This window comes from Phaeodactylibacter xiamenensis (assembly GCF_000759025.1).
GTDB classification, from domain to species: domain Bacteria; phylum Bacteroidota; class Bacteroidia; order Chitinophagales; family Saprospiraceae; genus Phaeodactylibacter; species Phaeodactylibacter xiamenensis.
On the sequence record NZ_JPOS01000083.1, the window covers coordinates 116,212 to 140,484 of the forward strand.

At 49.5% G+C, this 24,273-nt stretch carries 21 protein-coding genes; 11 read left to right on the forward strand and 10 right to left on the reverse strand.

What is annotated here, in order from left to right:
* Nucleotides 1–20: 20 nt before the first annotated feature.
* From IX84_RS23375 to IX84_RS23385, 3 genes are all read left to right on the forward strand, one after another.
* Nucleotides 21–257, forward strand: coding sequence for a transposase (locus IX84_RS23375; RefSeq protein ID WP_202965286.1), 237 nt, complete (start codon nucleotides 21–23; stop codon nucleotides 255–257).
* Between the two features lie 101 nt (nucleotides 258–358).
* Nucleotides 359–1,333, forward strand: a complete 975-nt coding sequence (locus tag IX84_RS23380; RefSeq protein WP_052516334.1) for a DDE-type integrase/transposase/recombinase — start codon at nucleotides 359–361, stop codon at nucleotides 1,331–1,333.
* Between the two features lie 386 nt (nucleotides 1,334–1,719).
* Nucleotides 1,720–3,249, forward strand: a complete 1,530-nt coding sequence (locus IX84_RS23385) for a S8 family serine peptidase (protein WP_044226556.1) — start codon at nucleotides 1,720–1,722, stop codon at nucleotides 3,247–3,249.
* On the opposite strand, the gene IX84_RS23390 is transcribed toward IX84_RS23385, so the two are convergent.
* Nucleotides 3,197–4,717 carry a PAS domain-containing sensor histidine kinase gene (locus IX84_RS23390; protein ID WP_044226559.1) on the reverse strand — a complete coding sequence of 507 codons (1,521 nt, stop codon included), beginning with the start codon at nucleotides 4,715–4,717 and terminating at the stop codon, nucleotides 3,197–3,199. The two genes, IX84_RS23385 and IX84_RS23390, sit on opposite strands and share 53 nt — an antisense overlap.
* Nucleotides 4,718–4,787: 70 nt before the next feature.
* Between IX84_RS23390 and IX84_RS23395 the strand changes: the two genes are divergently transcribed.
* The gene (locus tag IX84_RS23395) at nucleotides 4,788–5,672 is read left to right on the forward strand and encodes a DNA/RNA non-specific endonuclease (protein ID WP_044226560.1); all 885 of its coding nucleotides are present in this window, start codon (nucleotides 4,788–4,790) and stop codon (nucleotides 5,670–5,672) included.
* Between the two features lie 5 nt (nucleotides 5,673–5,677).
* The gene (locus IX84_RS23400; protein ID WP_044226564.1) at nucleotides 5,678–7,225 is read left to right on the forward strand and encodes a helicase HerA-like domain-containing protein; all 1,548 of its coding nucleotides are present in this window, start codon (nucleotides 5,678–5,680) and stop codon (nucleotides 7,223–7,225) included.
* Nucleotides 7,226–7,246: 21 nt separating this feature from the next.
* Here IX84_RS23400 and IX84_RS23405 read toward each other — a convergent pair whose 3' ends face one another.
* Both IX84_RS23405 and ribD read right to left on the reverse strand, forming a co-directional pair.
* A complete protein-coding gene (locus IX84_RS23405; RefSeq protein WP_044226567.1) occupies nucleotides 7,247–7,804 on the reverse strand; it encodes a thioredoxin family protein in 558 nt (185 codons plus the stop codon).
* 99 nt (nucleotides 7,805–7,903) lie between these two features.
* Entirely contained in the window at nucleotides 7,904–8,962 is a 1,059-nt protein-coding gene (gene ribD, locus IX84_RS23410; protein WP_044226570.1) for a bifunctional diaminohydroxyphosphoribosylaminopyrimidine deaminase/5-amino-6-(5-phosphoribosylamino)uracil reductase RibD, read from the reverse strand.
* A gap of 212 nt (nucleotides 8,963–9,174) precedes the next feature.
* On the opposite strand from ribD, the gene IX84_RS23415 reads away from it, so the two are divergent.
* Complete coding sequence (locus tag IX84_RS23415; protein WP_044226573.1) at nucleotides 9,175–9,747, forward strand: AP2/ERF family transcription factor; 573 nt, start codon at nucleotides 9,175–9,177, stop codon at nucleotides 9,745–9,747.
* Here the strand turns inward: IX84_RS23415 and mnmD are convergent.
* Genes mnmD through IX84_RS33600 form a run of 3 tightly spaced genes read right to left on the reverse strand, consistent with a single transcriptional unit; the run spans nucleotide 9,734 to nucleotide 10,953 of the window.
* Complete coding sequence (gene mnmD / locus IX84_RS23420; protein WP_044226576.1) at nucleotides 9,734–10,411, reverse strand: tRNA (5-methylaminomethyl-2-thiouridine)(34)-methyltransferase MnmD; 678 nt, start codon at nucleotides 10,409–10,411, stop codon at nucleotides 9,734–9,736. The genes IX84_RS23415 and mnmD overlap by 14 nt on opposite strands.
* Nucleotides 10,412–10,446: 35 nt before the next feature.
* A complete protein-coding gene (gene ytxJ, locus IX84_RS23425) occupies nucleotides 10,447–10,794 on the reverse strand; it encodes a bacillithiol system redox-active protein YtxJ (RefSeq protein WP_202965287.1) in 348 nt (115 codons plus the stop codon).
* Nucleotides 10,795–10,953, reverse strand: coding sequence for a hypothetical protein (locus IX84_RS33600; RefSeq protein WP_160213902.1), 159 nt, complete (start codon nucleotides 10,951–10,953; stop codon nucleotides 10,795–10,797).
* A 303-nt stretch (nucleotides 10,954–11,256) separates the two neighbouring features.
* Here IX84_RS33600 and IX84_RS23430 point away from each other — a divergent pair, with 303 nt between their 5' ends.
* Entirely contained in the window at nucleotides 11,257–12,243 is a 987-nt protein-coding gene (locus IX84_RS23430) for a pyruvate dehydrogenase complex E1 component subunit beta (RefSeq protein WP_044226578.1), read from the forward strand.
* An 87-nt stretch (nucleotides 12,244–12,330) separates the two neighbouring features.
* Nucleotides 12,331–13,092, forward strand: a complete 762-nt coding sequence (locus IX84_RS23435; RefSeq protein WP_152605207.1) for a sulfite exporter TauE/SafE family protein — start codon at nucleotides 12,331–12,333, stop codon at nucleotides 13,090–13,092.
* Between the two features lie 303 nt (nucleotides 13,093–13,395).
* On the opposite strand, the gene IX84_RS23440 is transcribed toward IX84_RS23435, so the two are convergent.
* The 4 genes from IX84_RS23440 to IX84_RS23455 all read right to left on the reverse strand — a co-directional run bounded on the left by IX84_RS23440 (nucleotide 13,396) and on the right by IX84_RS23455 (nucleotide 19,798).
* On the reverse strand, nucleotides 13,396–14,835 hold the full coding sequence (locus IX84_RS23440) for a TolC family protein (RefSeq protein ID WP_044226586.1): 1,440 nt from the start codon (nucleotides 14,833–14,835) through the stop codon (nucleotides 13,396–13,398).
* Complete coding sequence (locus IX84_RS23445) at nucleotides 14,825–18,073, reverse strand: efflux RND transporter permease subunit (RefSeq protein WP_044226588.1); 3,249 nt, start codon at nucleotides 18,071–18,073, stop codon at nucleotides 14,825–14,827. The genes IX84_RS23440 and IX84_RS23445 overlap by 11 nt, the downstream gene beginning before the upstream one ends.
* A 27-nt stretch (nucleotides 18,074–18,100) precedes the next feature.
* Nucleotides 18,101–19,189 (reverse strand): efflux RND transporter periplasmic adaptor subunit, encoded by a 1,089-nt coding sequence (locus tag IX84_RS23450; RefSeq protein ID WP_044226592.1) that lies wholly within the window; start codon nucleotides 19,187–19,189, stop codon nucleotides 18,101–18,103.
* A gap of 255 nt (nucleotides 19,190–19,444) precedes the next feature.
* On the reverse strand, nucleotides 19,445–19,798 hold the full coding sequence (locus IX84_RS23455; RefSeq protein WP_044226595.1) for a hypothetical protein: 354 nt from the start codon (nucleotides 19,796–19,798) through the stop codon (nucleotides 19,445–19,447).
* A 337-nt stretch (nucleotides 19,799–20,135) separates the two neighbouring features.
* Between IX84_RS23455 and IX84_RS23465 the strand changes: the two genes are divergently transcribed.
* The 3 genes from IX84_RS23465 (at nucleotide 20,136) to IX84_RS23475 (ending at nucleotide 24,272) form a co-directional block, all read left to right on the forward strand.
* Entirely contained in the window at nucleotides 20,136–20,693 is a 558-nt protein-coding gene (locus tag IX84_RS23465; protein ID WP_152605208.1) for a hypothetical protein, read from the forward strand.
* Nucleotides 20,694–20,850: 157 nt separating this feature from the next.
* Nucleotides 20,851–22,500, forward strand: a complete 1,650-nt coding sequence (locus IX84_RS23470; protein WP_044226603.1) for a SulP family inorganic anion transporter — start codon at nucleotides 20,851–20,853, stop codon at nucleotides 22,498–22,500.
* Between the two features lie 260 nt (nucleotides 22,501–22,760).
* Nucleotides 22,761–24,272: a serine/threonine-protein kinase gene (locus IX84_RS23475; RefSeq protein ID WP_044226606.1), complete on the forward strand. Its 1,512-nt coding sequence runs from the start codon at nucleotides 22,761–22,763 to the stop codon at nucleotides 24,270–24,272.
* Nucleotide 24,273: the final 1 nt, after the last annotated feature.

Here is a 24,273-nt window from a genome sequence, read left to right on the forward strand (position 1 = left end):
ACTTTTTTAGAGATTTAGATATGGAAAAACAAGCAAACGGGAACCGGAAATTCAGCAAAAAGGAGAAGCTGGAGATTCTGGATGAAGCTAAAGCTTATGGGGTCAAAGTAACTTTGGCGAAGTATGATGTGTACCCTGCGACGTACTATTACTGGAAAAATCAGTATCAAGCTGATGGTGCTGATGGCTTAGACCATAGCGTAGCTAAGGCCAACCGGAGCCGGATACGAGAGCTGGAAAACGAACTGGTCCATTAAAAGCTCATGCTTGCAGAAGAGCAGCTGAGAAGCCGGTTAAAGGATGAGCTATTGAAAAAAAAGTACCCAGAGTTGAGAAAGTAATGTTAGCAAAACAATACATGTCGCTGGGTTTGATGCGGGAGGAAGTGTTAGCAATAACGGGGCTGACCCGCCATGCTTTATACTATCAGCCAACGGGCCGAAAAGTAGGCAAGCAAGCCACCCATTGGACACTGTTCAAAGACCCGGCAACTCAACTCTTAACGCGTCGTAGTAACGAGGAAGTAGTCACCGGTATTATCTCTATTTTGGCTGATAAAGATTTGCCAAATTGGTATCGTTTGGTGAGTGCTACTTTACAAGTCCGAGGTTGGTATATCAACCATAAAAAAGTGTACCGGCTGGAACAGGAAAATGGCCTGTTGTGTAAGGCCAGAAAACGTAAAGGGCGTAATTTTGTCCAGTACCGCAGAGTATGCCCGCAAGGCCCATTAAGGATCATTGAGATGGATATCAAGTACGTCTGGGTAGCTGGAAAGTCCTGCTACGCCTACGTTCTGACGATTATAGACACTTTTACCCGCTTTGCCTTACATTGGGCTGTAGGCTACGTCATGAAGCAGGAACAGATCAAGGATGCCTGGGATCAGGTCATCGTGAAATATCTGCAGCCAGCGGACTTGCTCAAAGCTCAGATCAACGTCGAAATACGCAATGATAATGGCAAGCAATTTTGCAGTAAAATGGTCCAACAATACTTTCGGGACAATCACCTTAATCAGGTTTTTACTCATCCTTACACGCCCGAGGAAAATGCCCACGTAGAGAGCTTTCACAAGACCTTAGGCAGCTCTTTGAAAGGAGCCTGTTTCCATACGCTCAAAGACTTGGAAAACCGGTTGAATAAGTTCTACCAGACTTACAACAACCATCGCCAGCATAGCTCTATAGCGATGCTCAGTCCGAGTATGTTTTGGGCACTTTGGGAGGATAACCAAATCGAAATGGAAACCTTCGATAAAAAGAAAGCTTCGGTTCAAATTGAGGCTAAGTCTTCAGGATGTTTTATCTTGGAAAGAGATACACCGCTATGACTGTTCCTTCGGGTAATCAGAACCAGCAGGTGTTCCTCGCAATAATGAGGTTCCCTCGATGGGGCCTCATTATTAAAAACGTAATGGTAGGCCTACGCATTACTACCTTCGGTACAATCGTCACCGTTGGTGTTCTCGCACAGCAAAGATAATACCATCACGAAGGATTATTATTCACTAATAGAATTTTGTCCGATTCTTAGGGGGCTGAACCACGGCGCTTGGGCGCTCAACCTCAACCTCAGCTCCGCATCCTCCGTGCCACCCTCAGCCAAGATTGGGCCTTCCACCTGCCCATCACCCCCTTTCGTCGGATTCTTTTGTGCACCACACAGAAAATAGGTAGCTTAGGTTGTTCGTTCATAATTTGACTCAAAGCCAAAAAGATGTTGTACCCAACCTTATATATTGCTACGACTGCAAGCCTTGCCCTCTGGTTTTTATACCGCTCGGACGAAGAGCGGGAGCGCTGGCTGCAGCGGATTTTCTTTGGCCTTTTCCTTAGTTATGCGCTGGTGGTTTTTACCGCTGATGTGAAGTTCGGGGTAAAGCTGTGGGTGTTGTTCCGGGACTTGCTGGTTCTGGGGCTGTTGGGTACTGTTTTTCAATTGGCTACCCACAAGCGGCTTTGGTTCATGGGGGCAGCACTGGCTTCTACGGTCTTCCTGGCATGGTTTGTGCCGGCTCAGATGAGCGGCAGCCTGCGCACACTGGAAGCCGCGCCGGTAAGCTATGACCCGGATGGAGAGTTGCTGCTGGAACTGGCGGAAGGGGCAGATCAGGATGTGCTGAGCACGCCGGCTTATAAGTACGATTTGACTTTTTCCACTGCTTTTGAGGTTGGCGAAGCTGATCTCACAGAGCTGGATGACTACCTCGTCGTTAATATACCGGAAAGCCATCTGGCCGACTTGGAGGACATCCTGAATGACTTACGCGCGGTGCCTGAAGTAGACTGGGTGGAACCTAACGAGCGCATCAGCATCAGCCCGGTAACGGGTGAGAAGCTGCCGGGGGTGAATAAAAAATTCGGCGTCAACGACCCTGGTATTTCGGAATTGTGGGGTTTTGAGGCGATGGCGGTCAATGACTTGTACCGGCTTTTGCGGCAGCAATCTGGCAAACCTGCAAAAACCGCGCTCATTGCCATTTTGGATACGGGGGTTGATGCCAATCATGAAGACTTATCCGCGAATTACAAATCACTGAATTCAACGGACGATAATGACCCAAGAGGGCACGGCACCCACTGTGCAGGCATTGCAGCGGCTGTTACCAACAACGGCATCGGCATTGCTTCCTTTTCGCCGGGCGCTTCCTACGTACAGGTGACGAGCATTAAGGTGCTGAATGCCTCCGGGATGGGGACACAAAAAAGCATCATCAATGGCATGATCAAGGCTGCAGATGCCGGAGCGGACGTTATTTCCATGTCTTTGGGGGGCTTGTCCAATCAAAGCAAGGAACGGGCTTACCGCAAAGCCGTGAAGTATGCCAATGACAAGGGGGCCATCGTTGTGGCGGCGGCCGGCAATGCCAACCGGAATGCCAAAAACTATGTGCCCGCTGCTGTAGACGGCGTGATTAGCGTAAGCGCAGTGGACAATGAGCTCCGCAAAGCGGTATTTTCCAACTACGTAACCGACCTGAAACGCGGTATTGCTGCGCCCGGTGTAGGTATTTACTCCACCATTCCCGGCAATCAGTACGACACGTATAACGGGACTTCTATGGCAACGCCTTACGTTGCAGGGCTTATCGGGTTAATGAAAAGCTTCAAGCCCGGGCTGACCACAGATCAGGCGTATCAAATCCTAAACAAAACGGGAAAATCCACTCAGCAGACTGATCAGACCGGTAAGCTTATTCAGCCTGCGAAGGCTGTGGAACAGGTGCTTTCGGCTTCGGGAGGGTGAAGGTGAATGTGGCGCCTTTCCCTTTTTCGTAGGGTGCGATAGCAATGGTGCCGCCGTGCCGTTGAAGGATTCTTTTGCAGATGGCGAGCCCGATGCCCGTGCCTTCCACAAGCTCGTGGTTGCGGCTGAACAGGTTGAATATTTTCCGCCGGTCCTCTTCGGGGATACCGGGGCCGTTGTCGGTAATGGAAATGCAGTACTTTCCCTCTGCCGTACCTGCTGCTATCTGAATTTTGGCGACAGCCGCATCACAGTATTTTACCGCATTGCTAAGCAGGTTTTGCACGACCTGTTCCAAATGGACCTCATAGCCTTCCACAACCGGTAAGGGCTGTTCCGGCAATTCCACCTCGACGCGCTGCTGAGGGTAGGCCTGTTGCAGCTCTTTGATCTTTCGGGCAAACAGCTGTTGAAGATCCACCATTTCGTACTCATCCTCTACAGCAGTAATCCGTGAATATTGCAGTACGCCTTCCAGCAGCCCGTACATCCGTCGGGCGCCGTCTACTGCTTCATCAATATAGGTCAGCAGTTCGGCATCAATTTTTCCTTTGGCTTTCCGTTTCAGCAGGCCAAGGTGGGAAGTCACAGAGCGCAGCGGCTGTTTTAAATCGTGGGAAGCACTGTAGGCAAAGGCTTCGAGGTCCTCCACTGCCTGACGCAAGCGGTGGGTCCGCTCCTCGACGGTTTTTTCCAGGTTTCGGCGGGATTCAATTTTATCGGTAATATCCCGCTGCACCCCAATGAAATGAGTGGTCCAGCCTGCCTCATTTTTTACGGGCACGATATTGATCCCAACCCAATAGCAAGAGCCGTCTTTATGGTAATTTTGGAGTTCTGCCTGTACGGCTACTTTTTCCTTAAGCGCTTTTTTGATACGATCGAGCTCGGTACGGTCTGTTTTGGGCCCCTGCAGCATTCTTGGAGTCTTGCCCAGTACTTCGTACTCTTCATAACCCGTCATTTCTGTAAAGGCCCGGTTGACATAAACAATAGAGGGGCCCTTGGGTACATCCAAAGGGCTGGCTTCAGTGATGATTATGGCTTCACTGGAATAGTAGGGGATCGACAGGAGCAGCTTAGAAAGTTTCGGTGGGTAAGGCGCACTTTTTTCAAAAGGATAAAGAAGCAGGACACCACCTGTTATTTCCGAGGCAGAGGTCTGACCAATGTAATGATAGGGGAAAACGGCTGCGGAAGCATGAAGCATGACCCCATTAATCAGCTGAAGTTTTAAATCATGCAGGTATTCTACCTCTGTTTTTTCTTCGAAAACCTGCTTTTCTATTATGGAGCCCAAATGTTCCTTCAGCCCCGGCAGGATATCGTAAATCGACTTTCCTAAAGCCTCTGCTCTGGAAATACCGGTATGCTCTTCAATGCTGTTGTTCCAATGAATAATCCGGTAGCGTTTGTCAAAGCTCGCGACAAGATCGCTTGAGCGTTTTAAAATGTTAATCAGCGGCATTAGGACATTTTTCAGGGAACCAGGACATAATAATTCCTGAAACTACTACTTTTGGAATAAAAAACAAAACATGGCAAAGTTCAGGAGCAATCATCAGCGCCGTGGCAAGGGTAGCACCGGCATGGTGGCTAAGGTAGGGATTTTCAGTGCGCTGATTGCCGGGCTGTTCTTTATCTTCAACTTATTCACCGGAGAGCATTTTGAAACCAACTCTGCGGACCCTGAGCTATCCTACTTTTTGCCAAAAGGCGGTAGGGGAGTCGTGGTGGAGCAAACCACTTATGCCTTATCTTACAATGAGGCGCACGAACAGGCGGAGTGGGTGGCCTACAAGCTTTCCGGCGCTACCCTTCGCGAACCCTACGTGGAACGCACAGACGACTTCCGGCCTGACCCTGCCATCGCTACCGGCTCTGCTCACCCCAATGACTACCGGCATTCCGGTTATGACCGCGGACACTTGATACCGGCAGCGGACCGGGCTTACAGCAAGCTGGCTATGTCTGAAACCTTTCTGATGAGCAATATTTCTCCTCAGGCCCGTCAGTTCAATGGCGGTATATGGCGGGAGCTCGAGGAACTGACCCGGGAGTGGGCCAAAGATGCTGGCGAATTGTACGTCGTAACGGGCCCGTTGCTGGACATGGAGCCGAAGGGCGTTATTGGCAACAACGAGGTCACCATCCCTGGCGGATACTTCAAAGTGCTGCTTGATCTTGAGGAGCCACAGCTTAAAGCTATCGGATTTGTGCTCCCGAATACCATTTCCTACGAGCCTTTGTATAAATTTGTGGCAACGGTAGATGAAGTGGAGGCGATGACCGGGCTGGACTTCTTTGCCGGTTTTCTGCCGGAGGAGGTGGAAACAGAACTGGAAGCCAAAGCGGACATTGACCTGTGGCCGCTGGACAAAGACAAATTCAGAAAACGAATCGAAAACTGGAACAACCGATAAGCAATATGTCAAAGCAAGATCAATTCCGACAAGTTATAGAAGAAGGCTACACTTTTGAGGGGGCGAGCATCACCCTGGGCGGTGCCATGCTGGATGGGGAATGCCTGACCAACGCTCTGGTCCGCGTACCTCTGGAAACCCTCAACCGGCACGGCCTGATTGCGGGCGCTACGGGCTCAGGCAAGACCAAAACCCTGCAGATTATTGCGGAACAGTTATCGGCTGAAGGTGTACCGTCTTTGCTCATGGATATCAAGGGCGACTTATCGGGCATTGCAGTACCCAGCGGTGGGCACCCCAAAATTGACGAGCGCCATGCGCAGATCGGATTCCCATTTGAGCCCGGTCAGAGCCCGGTGGAATTCCTCTCGCTTTCAGAAGAAAAAGGCTTGCGCCTTCGGGCTACCGTACATGAGTTTGGCCCTGTTCTTTTTTCTAAAATCCTGGGGCTGAACGACACCCAAAGTGGCATCACCGCTGTCCTCTTCAAATACTGCGATGACAACCAAATGCCGCTGGTTGACCTGGAGGATTTCAAGAAGCTGCTCCAGTATTCCACCAATGAGGGCAAGGACGAAATGGAATCCCTCTACGGGCTCATTTCCACAGCTTCCGTTGGTGCGATCATGCGGCGTATTGTAGAATTGGAACAGCAGGGGGCAGACCGGTTCTTCGGAGAGCGCTCCTTTGATGTGGAAGACCTTTGCCGTATCAATGAAGAAGGCAAAGGCATGGTCTCTGTACTCCGCCTGACTGACATACAGGACCGTCCGAAGCTGTTCTCCACTTTTATGCTACAAATCCTGGCTGAAATCTATGCCACTTTCCCGGAAGAGGGAGATATGGACCGCCCAAAACTCGTGCTTTTCATTGATGAAGCTCACCTGGTTTTTGAGGAAGCCTCGGATGCGCTCCTGGACCAAATCGAGGTCATGGTCAAGCTGATCCGTTCCAAAGGAGTAGGATTGTTCTTTGTCACGCAGAACCCTGCCGATATTCCAGACGATGTACTGGGACAGCTGGGACTGAAAGTACAGCACGCCTTGCGCGCCTTCACCGCCAAGGACCGCAAAGCCATCAAGCTTGCCGCTCAGAACTATCCGGAGTCGGATTACTACGACGTGGCAGAGGTGGTGACCCAGTTAGGAATCGGAGAAGCCCTGGTCACTGCTCTGAACGAAAAGGGCATCCCTACGCCATTGGCACACACCCTGCTGCGTGCACCACAGTCCCGGATGGATGTACTGACCGAAAAAGAAATCGACAGCATCATCCGGAAATCACGAATTGCTGATAAGTATAACGAGGAAATAGACCGGGAGTCTGCCCATGAAATCCTGACCGCGAAAATCAAAGCCGCCCAGACAGAAGAGCGGCAGGAAGAGCTGAAATCGCAGCAAAAGAAAGCCGCTGGCACTTCCACGCGCCGGGCGCAGAAAAGCATGTTTGAGAAAATCCTGAACAGCCCGACTACGCGGCAGATTGGGCGGACGGTTGCAAGGGAGCTAACACGAGGGATACTTGGCGTATTGGGGGTTAAAAAGCGCCGGTAGCGCAGGATTAGAATATCGTAGTTAATCCTCCTTTTTGATCAGCTTAGGCGCGTAGTCGCGTTTAAAGGCCGACCATGGGGTTTCCTTGTAGTAGTCCTCTGCAAAGTAGGTGAGGATACGCTCGAATTCTTCCGGGGATTTGTAGCCAACAATAGATTGAATGACTTCCCCCTGCTCATCCATGAATACCACAGAGGGAAAGCTCATTCGGCCACGCAACAGCTCCGCCGCAAATTGATGGTAGCCGCGTTTGCCATTTTCCACGAACTCATAGGTTTTGTCTTTATACTCAATACTCGCTTTGCGCTCCGCATTGAGGCGCACCGGATAGAATTGGTCGTTGATATAAGACGCAATCGGAGCAGCATTGAATGTGATGGTATCCATTCTTTTGCACCAGGTGCACCAATCGGTATAAATATGCAGCAGGACCTTTTTGTCTTGCTGTTCAAAATGCGAAACAGCCTCCTCCCAGCGCATCCACCTGACCTTATCGCCCGGTGCAGCAGCCTGCTGCGGTGCAAAACTCATGGCAGCGAAGGCCAGGAAGAAGACAATAATGCTCCGATACTTACTCATAGATGTCAATAATTTGGCGTTTACCCGTGACAAACTTCACAACAAACAAACAAAAATTGCCCGGTTCTTCTGTCGACAGCCCGGGCCTTTAAAGGAAGTTTAACGAATTGGCGGGCGATAAAACAGGCTTACCTTATCACTTCCCAGCTGATAAGTGGAAACGGGTCCGACGGGCAGGTTCGGTGCCCGCCGCCCTGATGACAAATAGGATACTGCTGTCAGAACGAGGGCTTCATCCCACAGCCCCTGATCAATAAAGGCTTGCAGGGTCTGAATACCTCCTTCCACCATAAGTGTACTCAGTTTCAGATCATGGAGTTGACGCAACAGAAAGGGGATGGAGGCTGCTGTTCCCGGTATCTCAATACATTGCACCGTTTCTGGCAAATTCGCTATTTCAGGCAGGCCCTGCGCCCGGAAGAGCAGGGTAGGGGCGCCATCGGTAAAAATCCGGAGGTTGGAAGGGAGATTACCTTTCCGATCGATTAGCACCCGTACAGGCGAGCGCCCGTAGTACAACCGGTTACTGAGCTGCGGGTTGTCCGCTAATGCCGTATTGGCACCTACAAGGATAGCGGAAGCCTCACTGCGCCATTTGTGCACGAGGCGTTTGGTGTAGGGGTGGGTCAGCCAAAGCTGCTGATTGTCTTCCGGTGCAAAGATGCCATTGGCGGATTGGGCATACTTGAGTTGGATGTAAGGGCGGTGCGCTGTGACGAACGTGTTCCGCGCCTGACTGAGGCGCTCTCCCTGTTCCTGAAGCACACCGGTCTTCACTTCTACGCCTGCTTTGCGCAACCGGTCCAGCCCGCTGCCATTGACGCCGGGGGTTTGGTCTACACTTGACACGACCACCCTTGGGATACCTTCCTGTAGGATCAGCAGGGTACAGGGGGGGGTATTGCGGTGGATATTGCAGGGTTCGAGAGAAACATAGAGGGTCGATTCCCGGAGTAAAGACCGGTCAGCCGGTGCGACGCTTTTAACGGCATTGACTTCGGCATGAGCTTCGCCGTATGCCCGGTGATAGCCTTCTCCGATAATCCGCCCCTCATGCACGATTACCGCCCCAACCATTGGATTAGGGGAGGTGGAGCCCGCTCCAAGCCAGGCCAAATCAAAGCAACGCTGCATAAAATGCTCATCGCGGTGGTCCATGAAGGCTGATTTTTCGCCAAAAGTAAGGATATCCTGTATTTAGAGGAATTAATCCGGCTTTGGCTTTTTAGTTTTTGGAGAATTGCTTTATTTTAGAGGATGTAAAGATTAGTCTCAAACCTTTTGGAAACTCCCTGATTACTAAAACTATATTTGCACGCTCGCATTTTCCCCAAAATGACGTGCACTTGTAGACCAAAAAACCATCTGTTTTGCTGTACAAAGTCAAACTGAAAAACTCAGATGACTCGGTGTTAGTTGATGCTCAAGTCTATGAATACCTGACCACGGACACTTACCTGGTTAAGGTCAACTTCATCAATAACCTGAGAAAGCACTCAAGTGGTTGCGCGGTCTTCCAGAAAACCTGGAAAAAGGCAGACGGGAAGTATAAAACGGAAACCATTTACCTCCATAAACTCATCGCGGAGCGATTTCTGGTTCACGAAAAAACCTCCACATCTAATCTGGTAGGCACCAAAAATGGCAATAAGCTCGATTGCAGGCTGGCCAATATTCAATACCGTTCCAGGAGTGTGGCCAGCCGTAAGCGCAAGACAAGCAGCAAAGCCGGCTACACTGGCGTCTATCAGGAGAATAACCGGTTCCGGGCGGTCATTTCCATCAACCGGAAATCGGTACATATTGGCATGTTCGATACGGCCGAAGAAGCTGCACTGGCTTACAACAAAAAATCAAAGGAATTATACGGCGAAGAGGGCAAGATAAATATCATAAAGCCCAAACGTAACCGGGAACGTACCGATGATGCTACGCCGGAGTAACTTTTAGCCCTCTTGTCATTTCCCGCTTACCCGGAGGGCCGGGCAGTGCTTCGATAGTGAACCCAAGGCTTTTCAGGCAGCGTTTGACGGCTCCCTTAGCGCAATATGTCACAAAAACGCCATCTTCCCTAAGTGCGCGGTACATGCGCCCCAGCACTTCTGCTTCCCAGAGCTCCGGTTGGGCATTGGGTGCAAAGGCGTCGAAGTAGACAACGTCAAAGGCGGCGGCTTCTTCAAAATCCTCAAAAGCAATCCGGCGCTTTTCGAATGTAAACCAAGGACTGATGTCCACTGGTTGGCCCCATTGAGAATGATGGATTTGGTGGAGTATAGTGGCGGCGGCTTCTCCGAGATGGCCTGCGTAGTTTAGGGTGTCTGCCTGAGCTGTGCTGAGTGGAAAGGCTTCCAGCGCTACGTAACGAATATGCTTTTGCACTTTTTCCGCCTCAAGGCAGGTTAGCAGGGCATTCAGCCCGGTTCCCAGCCCGGCTTCCAGTACGGCGACCTGTTTCAGCGCCTGCAGCCTGGGATATAACCCGGATTGCAAAAAAACGTGGCGGGATTCCTGTATAGCCCCGTACCTGGAGTGGTAAGAAACGCCGAACCGTTCGGAAAAGATAGAGTCGGAGCCGTCCTGTGTCTTAATAATTGATAACTCTTCCATAGCCTTGCAACGCAATTTTAATACTCAAAGTCGAATCAGGCTCCAACCTGTGATGCAATATCGGTAGCGCTAATGCCCAGATGGGAGGCATCATAGACACACCTGCCATCCTTTATTAAAAGGACCTGTGGGGACTCATGCCTGACGCCGAATTGCTCCGCTACGGCATTGGACAAATCTCGGTGGGCGATCAGATCGAGATGATAGGGCAGAACATCATTATCAGCCAAAGACCAGCCTTTGCTCAGGCGGTTTTGCGCAAGCGAACTTATCGAACAGCGCGTGCTGTGCTTAAAGATCAGGCAGGGGACAGACTTTGAATGCTCAATAATTTCCTCGATCTGGCTGCGGGATTGCAATTGCAACCAATTGATTTTGCTCATTTATCCTATGTAGTTGATAACGGTAATAACCGTATCAACAACCGTAGAGAGGGCATCGTTCAAGGAAAAATTATTTGGGCATCCGTATCCGCGGTTACAGGAAGATAGAGCCGAAATGGCAACAATTGCAAAGGCGGTGTTTTTGACGATTTTTTTCATGGCTTCTTGTTTTCCGATTGATTTTTAATATTCATGGGATGGAACGGAAAAGCAAAGATTGCTATTATTCCAACGCCCGCAAAATTAAGAATTTCTTAGCTTATTAGCCTTACCTGTGTCAGGTTATCCGATTCTTTAAGAGAACAAGCCTGCGGTATAATTGTTAAAGTGGGGTAATTCTGAGATGTTGCAGCTGTTTTTTGCAGTTTCGTCAGATTGCTTATTTTTGCCGGACCGATGGGATGATGCCTGAACATTAGCCCGGATTAACAACACACAAAATCACTCAATTAAAACATAAAAATGGCAAAAACACTGGCATTACGTGACGCACTCAACGAAGCGATGTCTGAAGAGATGCGCAGAGACGAGACTGTCTTCCTGATGGGAGAGGAGGTAGCCGAATATAATGGTGCCTATAAAGTCAGTAAGGGCATGTTGGACGAGTTTGGCCCTAAGCGGGTTATTGATACGCCGATTGCCGAACTGGGTTTTGCAGGTATTGGCGTTGGTGCAGCTATGAACGGGCTGCGCCCCATCGTTGAATTCATGACCTGGAACTTTGCAGTCCTGGCTTTCGATCAGATTGTGAATAACGCCGCCAAGACTCTTTCTCAGTCTGCCGGTCAGTTCAAATGCCCCATCGTTTTCCGTGGCCCATCAGGCAGTGCCGGTCAGTTGGCGCAGCAGCACTCCCAAACTTTCGAGAGCTGGATGGCCAATGTCCCAGGGCTGAAAGTCATTTCCTGTGTTGACCCTGCTGATGCCAAGGGGCTGTTGAAGTCTGCTATCCGTGATAACGATCCGGTATGTATGATGGAATCTGAGATGCTATATGGTTACGAAGGCGAAGTGCCGGAGGAAGAGTATCTCATCCCGATCGGCAAGGCCAGAGTGCACCGTGAAGGTTCCGATATTACGCTGGTGACTTTCAACAAAATGCTGCTGCCCACACTCGAAGCCGCCAAAGCACTGGAAGGGGAAGGCATTTCTGCGGAAGTGATTGACCTGCGGACCATCCGCCCGCTTGATCACGCTACGATTGTGGAGTCCGTTAAAAAGACCAACCGCCTGGTCGTGATTGACGAAAGCTGGCCATTTGCCGGTGTTTCAGCAGAAATCGCCTACGAAATCCAAAAGTATGCCTTCGACTACCTCGATGCACCGGTGACCCGGGTAAACGCGGCAGACACCTCTCTGCCTTACGCGCCCACACTGGTAGAGGCCTATCTGCCTAATGCCGATAAGATCGTAAAGGCCGCCAAAGAAGTCCTTTACATCAACGCATAAGCCCTCGCGGCACGAAAAAACCAAGCCGGTTGTTTTCCCTGACGGGAAGCGACCGGCTTGTTGTTTAAGGTATATTCCAAAGTGAAAATGATGAGTGAGATCTGGCAGCAATTCGATTCCGATCAGTGGATGGTGCTATTTATTGCCGCGTTGCTGATTGGCATGGCCAAAGCAGGCATTAAAGGGCTGGGCATGTTTATTGTGCCTATGATGGCGGCTGCTTTCGGAGGTAAAGCCTCTGTGGGTCTCGTCCTCCCCATGCTTTCCATGGCCGATGTATTTGCGGTCAGCTACTACAACCGGCATGCCGAGTGGCACTATATCAAACGGTTGTTGCCCATGGCCGTAGTGGGCGTCCTTATTGCAATCGGGGTAGGCTACTACGTAAATGATGCGGTATTTACAGATATGATCGCCGTTATTATCATCGGGAGCCTGGTGCTGCTGATTTTGCAGGAACGTACGAGTTTTTCCTCTTTCATGGCCAGCAATAAATACGTTGCGGGTGTATTCGGCGGGCTGGGCGGGTTCACCACCATGATTGGGAATGCCGCCGGGCCGGTGATGGCTGTTTACCTGCTGTCCACCCGGATACCTAAGAACAACTACATCGGCACTACGGCCTGGTTCTTTATGATCATCAATCTTTTCAAGTTCCCCTTTCATGTTTTCGTGTGGGGCACCATCACCTGGCACAGTTTTCGGGCCAACCTTTTGGCGCTGCCTGCCATTGTGCTGGGCGTGTTTGTTGGCATCTTAATTGTCAAGCGAATCCCGGAGCTGGCCTTTCGCTACTTTGTAATCGTGATGACTTTTATAATTTCCTTAAAGCTTTTGCTGGGGTGGTAGTAGCAACATTTCGGGTGTCGTCGGCGTTCTATAGTTGTTTCCATGAACATCCTTTGAATAATCCCATGATTACAAGTATCATCCTTGCGGTCCTGCTGACCCGCTCCAAGAAAGTACAGCAGTTTGTAAAGTTAAACTTGCCGCGTGTCCATGCTTACCTTAAGGAACGCGTTAAGATTTAAAATCATTTTAGACTTCCCGGTATTGACTGCTAACGCCTAAAAAAAGAGGCATCGCTCCCTTTACCGGGAATGACGCACTCCGTGATTTGGTTAAGGCTGTTCTTTAAGACAAGCAGTTCATTTAACGCCAGCCACCGCCCAAAGTGCGGTAAATAGCCACTTTAGCCTGCAGCTGTTCCAGTCTTGTCTCCATCAATTCCATTTTAGCATCCAATACTTCCTCCTGAGTAAGGAGTACTTCCACATAGTCAGCACGGGCATTGCGGTACAAGCTGTTCGCAATGTTTACTGATTTGTTCAGAATGTCCACTTCAGCCGTTTTGGTATCGAAGCTTTTGGAGTAATTGTTAAGCTTGTTAAGCTGATTCAGCAAGTCGGTGTAGGCAGACAGGACGGTTTGTTCATAGGCATAAACGGCCTGAATCTGTTTCGCCGTTGCCATATTGTACCTCGCCTGAATGGCTTTCTTGTTAATCAGAGGCGCCATGAGGTCTCCAGCCAGGTTAAAAACGACAGACTCCGGGCTGGCCAGAAACTTGGGATTGAATGCCTGAAAACCGAGCCCGGCAGTAATGTCCAATCTGGGGTAGAAGTCGGCCCGGGCTACATCAATATCCAGATTTGCTGCCGCCAGCTCATATTCTGCCTGACGGATATCCGGCCGGTTTGCCAGTAACTCAGCGGGGACACCTGCCTGAATACTGTCGAGCGGCATATCCATAAAGGACTGGGGGTTCCTGGCCACCTCAGAAGGGTAACGCCCTGCCAGAAAGTTAATCCGGTTTTCAGCTTCCGTAATCTGCTGCTTAATAGCGTACTGCAAGTTCCGGGTATTGAGTAGCTGTGCTTCGAAACGGTTTACAGCAAGCTGGGTGGCGCGGGCGTTTTCCTTTTGGAGCTTCACCTTACTAAGTGCATCCTGCTGTAGTAACAGGTTGTCGTTAATGATTTTGAGCAGATTATCCAGGGCTAGCAGCTCATAATAGGTCTCCGATATCTCTGCGACGAGATTGGTAACCAGGAAATTACGACCTTCAGTAGCAGCAAGGTAGCGCAATTGAGCTGCATCCTTTGCGTTGCGCAGCTTTCGCCAAATATCCACTTCCCATGTAGCCACAGCGCCCAGCTGAAAGTCACCGAGCGGTTCCGGGAATGCTTTTTCAGGCTCAATATCCAATTGCTCTTCCACCGCGCCGGCTCTGGTATAACGCCCGGGCTTTTCCGCGCCTATACCGGCTCCCAGGCGGACAAAAGGAAGGTATTCCCCCTCTCTTTCCAGTACCTCATTCTGACTGACCTGAATTTCCTGTAGCAGGATATTCAGTTCCTGATTGTTTTGCAATGCCGAGTCAATAAGAGCAATCAGATTGGGGTCGTCAAAGTAAGCCCGCCAACTTATGGTGGCAATATTCGTGCTATCTGTAGCAAGCAACGGCTCGTATTGATCAGGAAGCGTTTGGCTCACTGGCAGAAGTACCTTTTCTGGTACATTGCAACTCCATGCAATGCTGGCCAGCACCAAAAATATGGCGATTCTGTAAAAGATATTATTAGTTGTCATTTTTATTGTTTTTTCGGTTCCGTGCCTTCAGCAAGACATCCAGTTTGGTCAGCTTCTTCAAAAGCGAAGCCTGAGAATGCGCCTCCATGTACTCCTCTGAAAGAGAAGAGTGCGCCTCGTCGCGGATCAGATCTCTTCCTTCCATCAGTTTGGCAAAAGCGAAGTAAAGCCCCGGGATTATTAGGACCCCAAAGATGGTACCGAAGAACATTCCTCCCAGGGAGGCAGCACCAATAGTGCGGTTGCCTACCGCGCCAGCACCATGCGCAAGCACGAGTGGTATCAATCCGGCGATAAAGGCAAAAGAGGTCATGAGAATGGGGCGGAAGCGAGCTTTAGCTCCTTCCACAGCAGCATCAAAAATGGAAGCGCCTTCGTTGTGCTTCTGTACTGCAAATTCTACAATCAGTACGGCGTTTTTGCCCAACAGGCCTACGAGCATGATCATACCGATCTGTGCGTAGACGTCATTGGCCAGCCCCATCGCTTTGAGCATAAAAAAGGTGCCAAAGATTCCAACAGGCAGGGAAAGCAGGACGGCAAGCGGAAGCACAAAGCTCTCGTACTGCGCTGCAAGGACCAGGTAGACGAAGAAAATGACCACCAGAAAGATATACAAAGCTTCATTCCCCCGGCTGGCTTCATCATAGGATAATCCTTCCCATGCAATATCATAACCCCGGGGCAGGGTTTGCTCAGCCACTTCTGAGATGGCTTTAATGGCGTCACCTGTGGTAAATCCGGCAGAGGGCAGCCCCCTGATTGCAGCAGAGTTGTACAGGTTGTAGCGTGTGATCTCGTTGGGACCCTGGGTTTTTTTGAGCTTCATGAAAGCAGAGTAGGGGACCATTTCTCCGGCTTCATTTTTCACAAACCATTCCTCCATATCGGAGGGGTAGCGGCGGTATTCCGGTGCAGCCTGCGTGTAGACTTTGAAGAAACGCCCAAAACGGATAAACCCCTGCTCGTAGGTACTGCCAATCAGAATATTAAGGTTTTCCATAGCAGCGCCAATAGACACGCCCTTCTGCATAGCTGCCTGATTGTCGATCTCCAGTTCATACTGCGGATAATTGGCCGCATAAAAGGTGAATAAACCAGAGAGTTCCTCCCGCTCTTTCAACGCTTTAAGGAAGTTTTGATTGATCTCATCAAACTCCTGATAATCAGTGGAGTTGGTTTTGTCCAGCAAGCGGAAGGAAAAACCCCCGGAGGAGCCAAATCCAGGTACTGCCGGTGGCTCAAAGTACTCGATAATAGCGCCGAGGTCCTTTGTCTCCTCTTCGAGTTCCTCCATAATTTCATGGACGTTCTTGTCCCGCTTTGACCAGGGTTCTAGGTTGATAAGGCAGGTGCCGGCGTTGGAGCCCCGGCCTTCCGTCATGATTTCGTACCCAGCCAGTGAGGTTACGGATTCAATTCCGTCAACTTCTTCAGCAATAGCCTGAAGTTTACGGGCCACCTCATTGGTTATTTCCAGTGTGGAGCCCGGAGGGGTTTGTATAATCGCATAGATAGTCCCCTGATCCTCATTGGGGACAAAGCCGGCAGGGAGGATTTTGTTTTCATAAACAATACCGGCAATGAACAGGGCCAGCACGCCAAAGGTGACCACCCGCCTGGCGACTACCTTGTTGAGCACGCGAACGTAGAAGCCTGTACCTTTGTCAAACAAACGGTTGAAGCCATTGATAAAGCGGTCAAACAGTGAATTCTTTCGCTTGCCATGGTTGTTTTTGAGGATAATGGCACAGAGGACGGGCGTTAAGGTAAGGGCCACAAGACCAGAGATTACGATAGAGCTTGCCATCGTGATGGCGAATTGCCGGTAGAAGACCCCTACCGGCCCCGTCATAAAAACAATCGGCAGGAATACCGATGCCATAACGAGGGTGATAGCAATAATGGCGCCGGTTAGTTCCCCCATTGCTTTTTGTGTAGCCTTGTAAGGAGAGAGCGAAGGGTCTTCCTCCATTTTAGCATGCACGGCCTCCACTACCACGATGGCATCATCCACGACCACCCCAATGGCCAGGACAAGGGCAAAAAGTGTAATGAGGTTAACGGACATGCCCGCAAGGTTGATAAAGAAGAAGGCCCCAATGAGGGAGACCGGCACAGCAAGAATAGGAATGAGGGTGGAGCGCCAGTCGCCCAGGAAAATAAATACCACAAGTGCTACCAAGAAGAAAGCATCGCGTATGGTATGTATGACCTGCTCGATAGAGGCATCCAAAAACCTGGATACATCATAGCTATACTGGTATTTGATACCGGCAGGGAACTCCTTTTCCAGTTCAGCTATTTTGGCTTTGACCTCTTCAATTACATCGCTACCGTTGCTCCCCAGTGTCTGCTTAAGTACGATGGAAGAAGAGGGCTTGCCGTCCAGGTTGGAGTAGATATCAAAAAACTCACTGCCCAGTTCTACCTCAGCAATGTTTTTAAGTTTTATCTGCTCACCCTCTTCCGTACTTTTGACGATGATCTCTTCGTACTGTTCAGGGGTGTTGTAGCGGCCAGGGTAAGTGAGCACATATTCCAGCGATTGCGCTGCTTTGCCCGAACTGCGTCCCAGCCGGCCAGGCCGGGCAATCAGGCTTTGTTCCTCCATGGCTTTCAGGACTTCCTCTGCTGATATTTTGTAGGCGCGCATCCGGTCGGGTTTGAGCCACACCCGCATGGCGTATTTCCGGGAGCCCAGAATATTGGCCCGGGCAATCCCTTTTATCCGCTGAAGTTCCGGGATGACCTTGGTATAGGCATAATTGTACAGGAATTTTTCGTCAATGTTGCTGCCTTTGTCGCTGTAGAGGTTGACATACAGCAACATACTGGGCTGAATAGGAGTGATGATAACCCCTTCCCGCTGTACCAGGGGCGGCAGGTTAGGCATCACCTGGTCTACCCGTGTTTTGACACGGACTACCGCCTGATTGGGGTCGGTGCCGGGCTCAAATACGATGCGGATGGTCCCCTCACCAGCGCTCGTCGCATCCGAGGCGATGTACCGCATGCCTTGTACACCATTAATTGCCGTCTCCAGTGGGATAAGCGTGGACTTGGTCAGCACATCCGCACTTGACCCCGGATAGGCGACAAAGATATTGACTGTTGTAGGCGCAATAGATGGGAATTGTGAAATGGGGAGCTGGAAAATCGAGAGCAGCCCCACAAAAACTATCGTTACCGATAATACAATGGCCAATACGGGCCTCTTCAATATATTTTGAAACATGGTTGTATACTTTTGACCTCAGTTTATTTACTCCGCGTGCAGCTCCAGTTCAGCAAATACCTTTGCAGCAGCTTTCTTTTCGTACTCGATATGGTCACCGTTCTGCACTTTCCGCAACCCTTCAATAAGGATCTGATCGTCCAGGCTCAGGCCATCTTTCACGACATAAAGGTGATTTAATTCCGCACCGACCTTGATTTCCTGTGAGCTGACATGACCATCCTGACTGACCAGGAAGACATACTTTTTATCCAGAATTTCAAAGGCGGCTTTCTGCGGGATAATAACGACTTCACTGAGCTCCACCGGCCACAGGATATTTCCGGTTTGCCCGTGCCGCAGCAATCTGTCCGGATTTTGGAAGGTCGCCCGGAATGGGATAGTGCCGGTTGCATTATTGAAGTCAGATTCAATCGCGGTAACCATGCCTTCGTGTTCGAACAGTTCGTTGTTGGCCAGTTTCAGTTTTAGTGAAGTGGGAGTGGAGGATTTGACCTGCTTCATATAATCGAGGTAGGTTGCTTCGGGAACGTTGAAGTAGACCCACATTTTGCTGTTGTCAGAAAGTGTAGTCAGCAATTCACCTTCATCCAGCAAACTGCCCAGGCGCACATCTTCAAACTGCCCGATAATGCCGCTAAAGGGCGCACGAACCTCGGTAAAGTTGAGGTGAGCCTGCATAAGAGCGGAGTCAGCCCGGGCTCTTTGAAGATTGGCGTTTGCCAGCGCCAATTCATTTTTAGAAACGATATTGCTATCGGCCAGCACCTTTGTATTTTGAAACTCAATGGCTGCCCTTCCAACTTCTGCCTGCGCCTTTTGCATCTCGGCCTGATAAATGGTGGGCTGAATCTGAAAGAGCAGTTGTCCCTTTTGCACGTACTGTCCTTCATCAACTAGGATTTTCTGAAGGTACCCCTTCTCCAGGGCCCGGAGTTCTATATGCTGATAAGCATGAATCTGGCTGACGTAGTTTTTGTAGTAGAGGGTGTCCTTTATCATAGGGTTAGTCACTTCGAGTGTCCCTATCTCGTGTTTCTTATGCGTTTCATGTTCACAGCTGCTTAGGGCTATTACCGTAACAAGCAGGCACAGGAAAACAATCTTTGTATTCATGATTTTCAAACTTATAATTGTGGAAATACATCGCCACCCGCATCTTCCATCCGGAGGGCGGCTCAATTTTCTAAGCAAAAGCGGGTATGTTGACTACAGCGACAGATCGATAGCAGGTACGCCTGTCTGTTTCCATTTCAAACAATGTTTGAAATAGACCATAAAAGATCCTGGCTTAATGGGCCAATGCACGCATCAAACCATACCGGAGCCTTGGGAGCACCTGCACAATGTGGGCCATAGCCGTTGATCGGCCTAATTTCGAAATACCTGAAATAGAATGAAAAGGGGAGTGGAGAGGGAAAAAGCTAAGGTGCTTTCGGAGAGCAATAAATTGGTGAACGCTGATGAAGGTTCACGTTTGCTCAGAGAGAAGATAGCGCAATCAGCGACATCGCCGGTATGCGTTTCTTCGTCTTTTTCCTCTACAGACTCCGAAAAGAAGGGAACTACAGCGAGCCAATCGGAGGCAGAAGCTGTAGCTGCATATTCATCGTCTGCCGAGGCGGCAATCTGTATTCCTGCAACTGTGGCAACAGGCTTGGTGTCTGCCCCAAGAGACTGGGACAGGCTAAGCAAGACCAGGAAACAAAAATGAAACAGATTCATTTGAAATGTTTTAACGCGACAAAGCTAGATCAATTTGTGACAAAAAACAATTCGATTATTGAGTTTTTTACCTTTTTGCCCAAAATCACGCCATCCTTTAGACTATGTTTGGAGCGGATTCGTCATGAAAATCAAGGAATTGTGGTTCTGGCTAAATCTTTTTTGGCGCGTTTGGCGGGCCAAATAAGCTAAAAAAGATGACGCCAGGTTCATAATTCCTTGGTTTGCAATAGTATCAAGCTCCAAACATAGTCTTAGTCGCCTTTTGCGCTCCATGTGATTCATTTCACTTAACCTTAAGGCTGTTTTCCTTTGCTTTGTCAAAAAGCAATTAGACATGACGGTAACACGAATTATGCTTGCAGTAGCAGTAGCTGTTCTGCTTGCCCAAAACGTTCAGGCACAGCACCATGAAGCCAATACGGCGCTCCATACCGAGCCCAGGGCCTATTCTGATGAGCCCCATTTCCGGTTTGCCTCATTTATCAGCCATACTTTTATTCCGGGCCTTTCAGATGGCGGCAGGATTGCCATTCCTTCCTACGGTGTGGATTTGGAGTATTGGTTCAATAACCGTTGGGGAGTAGGCTTACACAACGATATTGAACTGGAGACTTTCATCGTGGAACGGGAAAACAATGAGTTCACAGAGCGCCGTTTTCCAATTGTGACAACTTTAGATTTGTTGTATCACCTTAATTCCGGGATTGTTTTTGTTATCGGCCCGGGATTGGAGTTTGACATTACCGAACAGTTTATGTTATTCCGGATCGGTGTGGAATACGAACTGGAGCTCGAGCACCACTGGGACCTGTATCCTACTATATTCTACGATATGCGAGCTGACGCTTTTACCACCTTCACGTTTGGCTTAGGCGTAGGAAAACGATTCTAAAAAAGGAGCAGAGGCAAGATGCCCCGCTTTTAAGCTTAGAAAAGCAATTAGGCAGCGATTTTTTCGTGGCATTTGGTCTTTCTGGTGCAATGGTCTACTTTTACCGTTGCATATTGAAGTGCAGGAACTGCCATCAATAAAAACACTTCAGACCAGCATGCCATTCAGACCTTTGTTTAGAAAACGGCCGCCTGCCCCTTCTCTTAAAGGTGACCTATCGGGAGCATTCCTGGCTGCCATCATCGCATTGCCTATGGCACTGGCCTTCGGTGTGCAGTCCGGGCTTGGTCCGGAAGCAGGCTTGTACACCGCCATTATCCTGGCTATTGTTGCCGGTATTTTTGGAGGCACGAACACGCTGATCTCCGATCCGACCGGTCCTATGACTGTGGTGGCTGCCACAGTGGTTACTACCGGCCTGGTGCAATCCGGTGGCGATTTGAGCAACGCTGTACCGCTCATTATTGCGACTTTTCTCCTTGCTGCCCTGCTGGAGTTGCTGTTTGGTATTTTCGATTTTGGCCGCTTTGTGAAGTTCATGCCTTATCCGGTCTTATCGGGGTTTATGGCGGGTATCGGGTTGATCATCATTGCGGCGCAGATCTTCCCCATCCTTGGCCTGGACAACCCGGGCGGATTTTTAACTATTATGACCAGTCTGGGTGGGGTAGAGATGGTGAATACACAGGCCATTGGGCTGGGCCTGCTTTCCATCGCTATCGTTTACCTTTTTCCCAAGCTTACCCGGCGGGTACCTTCCATACTGGTGTCGCTTATTGCCTGTACGGCTTTGGCATTGAGTTTCAACCTGGATGTGCCGGTGATTGGCGAAATTCCAACGCAACTGCCCGCTCTTCAACTCAACCGGCTGCTGGAACTGGAAGTTGGAGACCTGCAGTACATCATCACGCCGGCGGTCATGCTGGGTGGGCTGGGCGTCATTGACTCCCTGCTGACTTCAGTGGTCGCGGACAACCTGACCAAAACCAAGCACAACAGCCGCTGGACAATAATCGGGCAGGGGGCAGGCAATTTCCTGTCTGCTGCATTCGGAGGACTGCCTGGGGCTGGCGCCACAATGGGCACAGTCACCAATATTAATGCCGGTGCCCAAACCAAGCGATCGGGCCTGCTGAAGGGTGTCATCTTGCTGTTGATTGTGCTGACGACCGCGGATTATGTGCAGTACATCCCAATGAGTGTGCTGGGGGGCATTTTAGTCACCGTTGGAGCGAGTATCATTGACACCAAGGGAATCAAAATGTTCTTCCGGATCCCAAAATCGGATGCAGCGACCTGGGCCATTGTCCTTCTCGTGACCCTCTTCGATAACCTGCTCAATGCCGTTGCAATCGGATTTGTGGCATCCTCTATATTTTTCATGAATAAAATGAGCAGGTCCCTGACGTCCTCGCAGGAGTCAAAGACCCTTCAGGATTTCATGGGGGAGAGCCAGGCTATTCCGGGAGAACTTGCAGAGCGGGTCTACGTTCAATCCTTTGACGGCCCAATGTTTTTTGGATTTGCGAACCGGTACCGCGAGCACTGCCACGACATCAAAGGCGTGGATGCGGTCATCATCCGGATGGAAAGGGTGCCATTTATGGATCAAAGCGGGATGGTCACACTGGAAGATGTCATCACCGATTGGCAAAAGCGGGGGATTACTGTTTACATTACTGGGGCCAATGACCTGATCCGGGATTCCTTTGAAAAGGTAACACATTTGTCTCAGATACTGAACGACGATAAGTATTACAAAAATTTTGAGGAGTTTGTCGAGGCGTTTAAAGTGAAGGGTTTGTAAACCGACTTGGTAAAGGATACCCCTTTCTAGTTTCACTCAGGACAAGTAGATAGTGACCAACTAATTGATAGGCGATTGAAATATAACAACAGAATTTTTCATACGGACTTTTTGCGCAGTGGCAATAAAAACACTACCTTACGGTTTAGAAACTTTGAGACCTACCCCTCATGGCATCTATACTTCTGTACTATATTTTTTTGCCTTTATTTCTTTTCAGCCCAGATCTTAAAAAAAACACTATAGAGATAAGCTAAAAAATGGAACCTCTTAATCATAAAAGAATTGTAGCTGGCAGATATGTCCTTCGCAGACAGCTGGGCCGCGGTGGTTTCTCAGAGGTGTGGCTGGCAGATGATACCCGGTCAAATGGTGGGCATAATAGAGAAGTCGCTATTAAGTTTTATCAGCCAACCCCCGAATTTTCAGATCTGTATAACAAGGTTCTCCGTAACGAATACAGGATACTTTCCCAGATTAACCACCCTCATCTGGTAAGTGCTCTGGATATGAACCTTTCTCACAAACCACGCTATGTTGTATTGCAGTACATCCGCAATGGCAGCTTGTCAGAAATGCTCAGAGGGCAGCACAGCTTGGGAGAAGCTGAGATTGCCCGATTCCTGCAACAAATCGGAAGCGCGCTCCAAGCCCTGCACAAGAATGGAAACATACACGGGGATTTGAAGCCTGAGAACATTCTCTTAGATGAAAGACACTCTTTTTATTTGTGCGATTTGGGAGTTTATGATAAAAGCGATTCAAGGGCTCAGCTTTTGGCAGAGTCGCCTGTGCATCAGTCTCCGGAGCATAAAGATGGAAAGGAGCTAAGCCCAGCATCCGATATTTTTTCTATCGGAGTCATTTTATATGAAATGTGCCAAGGTTTTTGGGAAGAACGTTCTATCCCTGCCCACCAGTTGGTAAAGTTGGGACTTGAGATGCCAAAGATAGACTCCAATCGTTACACCAACCGGCTTCAACAAATTATTGACTATTGCTGGGATGCTGATCCGAACAAGCGGATTACTGCAACAAATCTGGTCGAATATGGCAACTTTTGGGGCCAATCCGGGCACTGGCCAGCTATTGGCAACAGCCGTTACACGATACCTAAAACGGAACCACAGCCGGAACCGGCGCCTAGTCCCTCGCCGCAGCCACCAAGGTGGCAACAGGAAGAAAAGGAACCGCCTGGAGCCGAACCTCCCGGAAAAACTGTTCGAGGCAAACGCAAAGCATCGGTGGTGCGGATGAGAAGCTATATGATAGGGATCTTCTTCATTGCACTTCTGTCGTCTGGTGGGTATGCCTTTAAAACCCATCAGGAAAGCACTCATGAGTCATTGCTTGAGCAGGCCTATCAGGCAAAGGAAGCAAATATGTATTCTACTGCTTACACTATAGCGAAGAAAGCCGCTACGTCGGTACCCCCATGGCGATCTGATATAAGGGGTGAAGAATTAAAGGAACGTTTGTTTCAAAAGGCACTACAGCTTAAACAAGAAAAGGAATTACTCCACGACAGCGATAAGTTTGAGTTAGCTTTGACAAAGTTAGACACTATGAAGTTCTTCGCCCCTGCTTTATTTAAACCAGAAGATCTTGACCGGCAGGAGCGAGTCATTAAAGCGGATATGTATAAACACCTTGCTAACCGCGATGTAAAAAACAGAGATTATGCAAGTGCTGAAAGCAATTTTAAAGAATCGTTGAAGTTTGTGGAAGACCCCGAGGTCCGAAAGGCACTAGAAGATTTGAAAGCGCATTAAG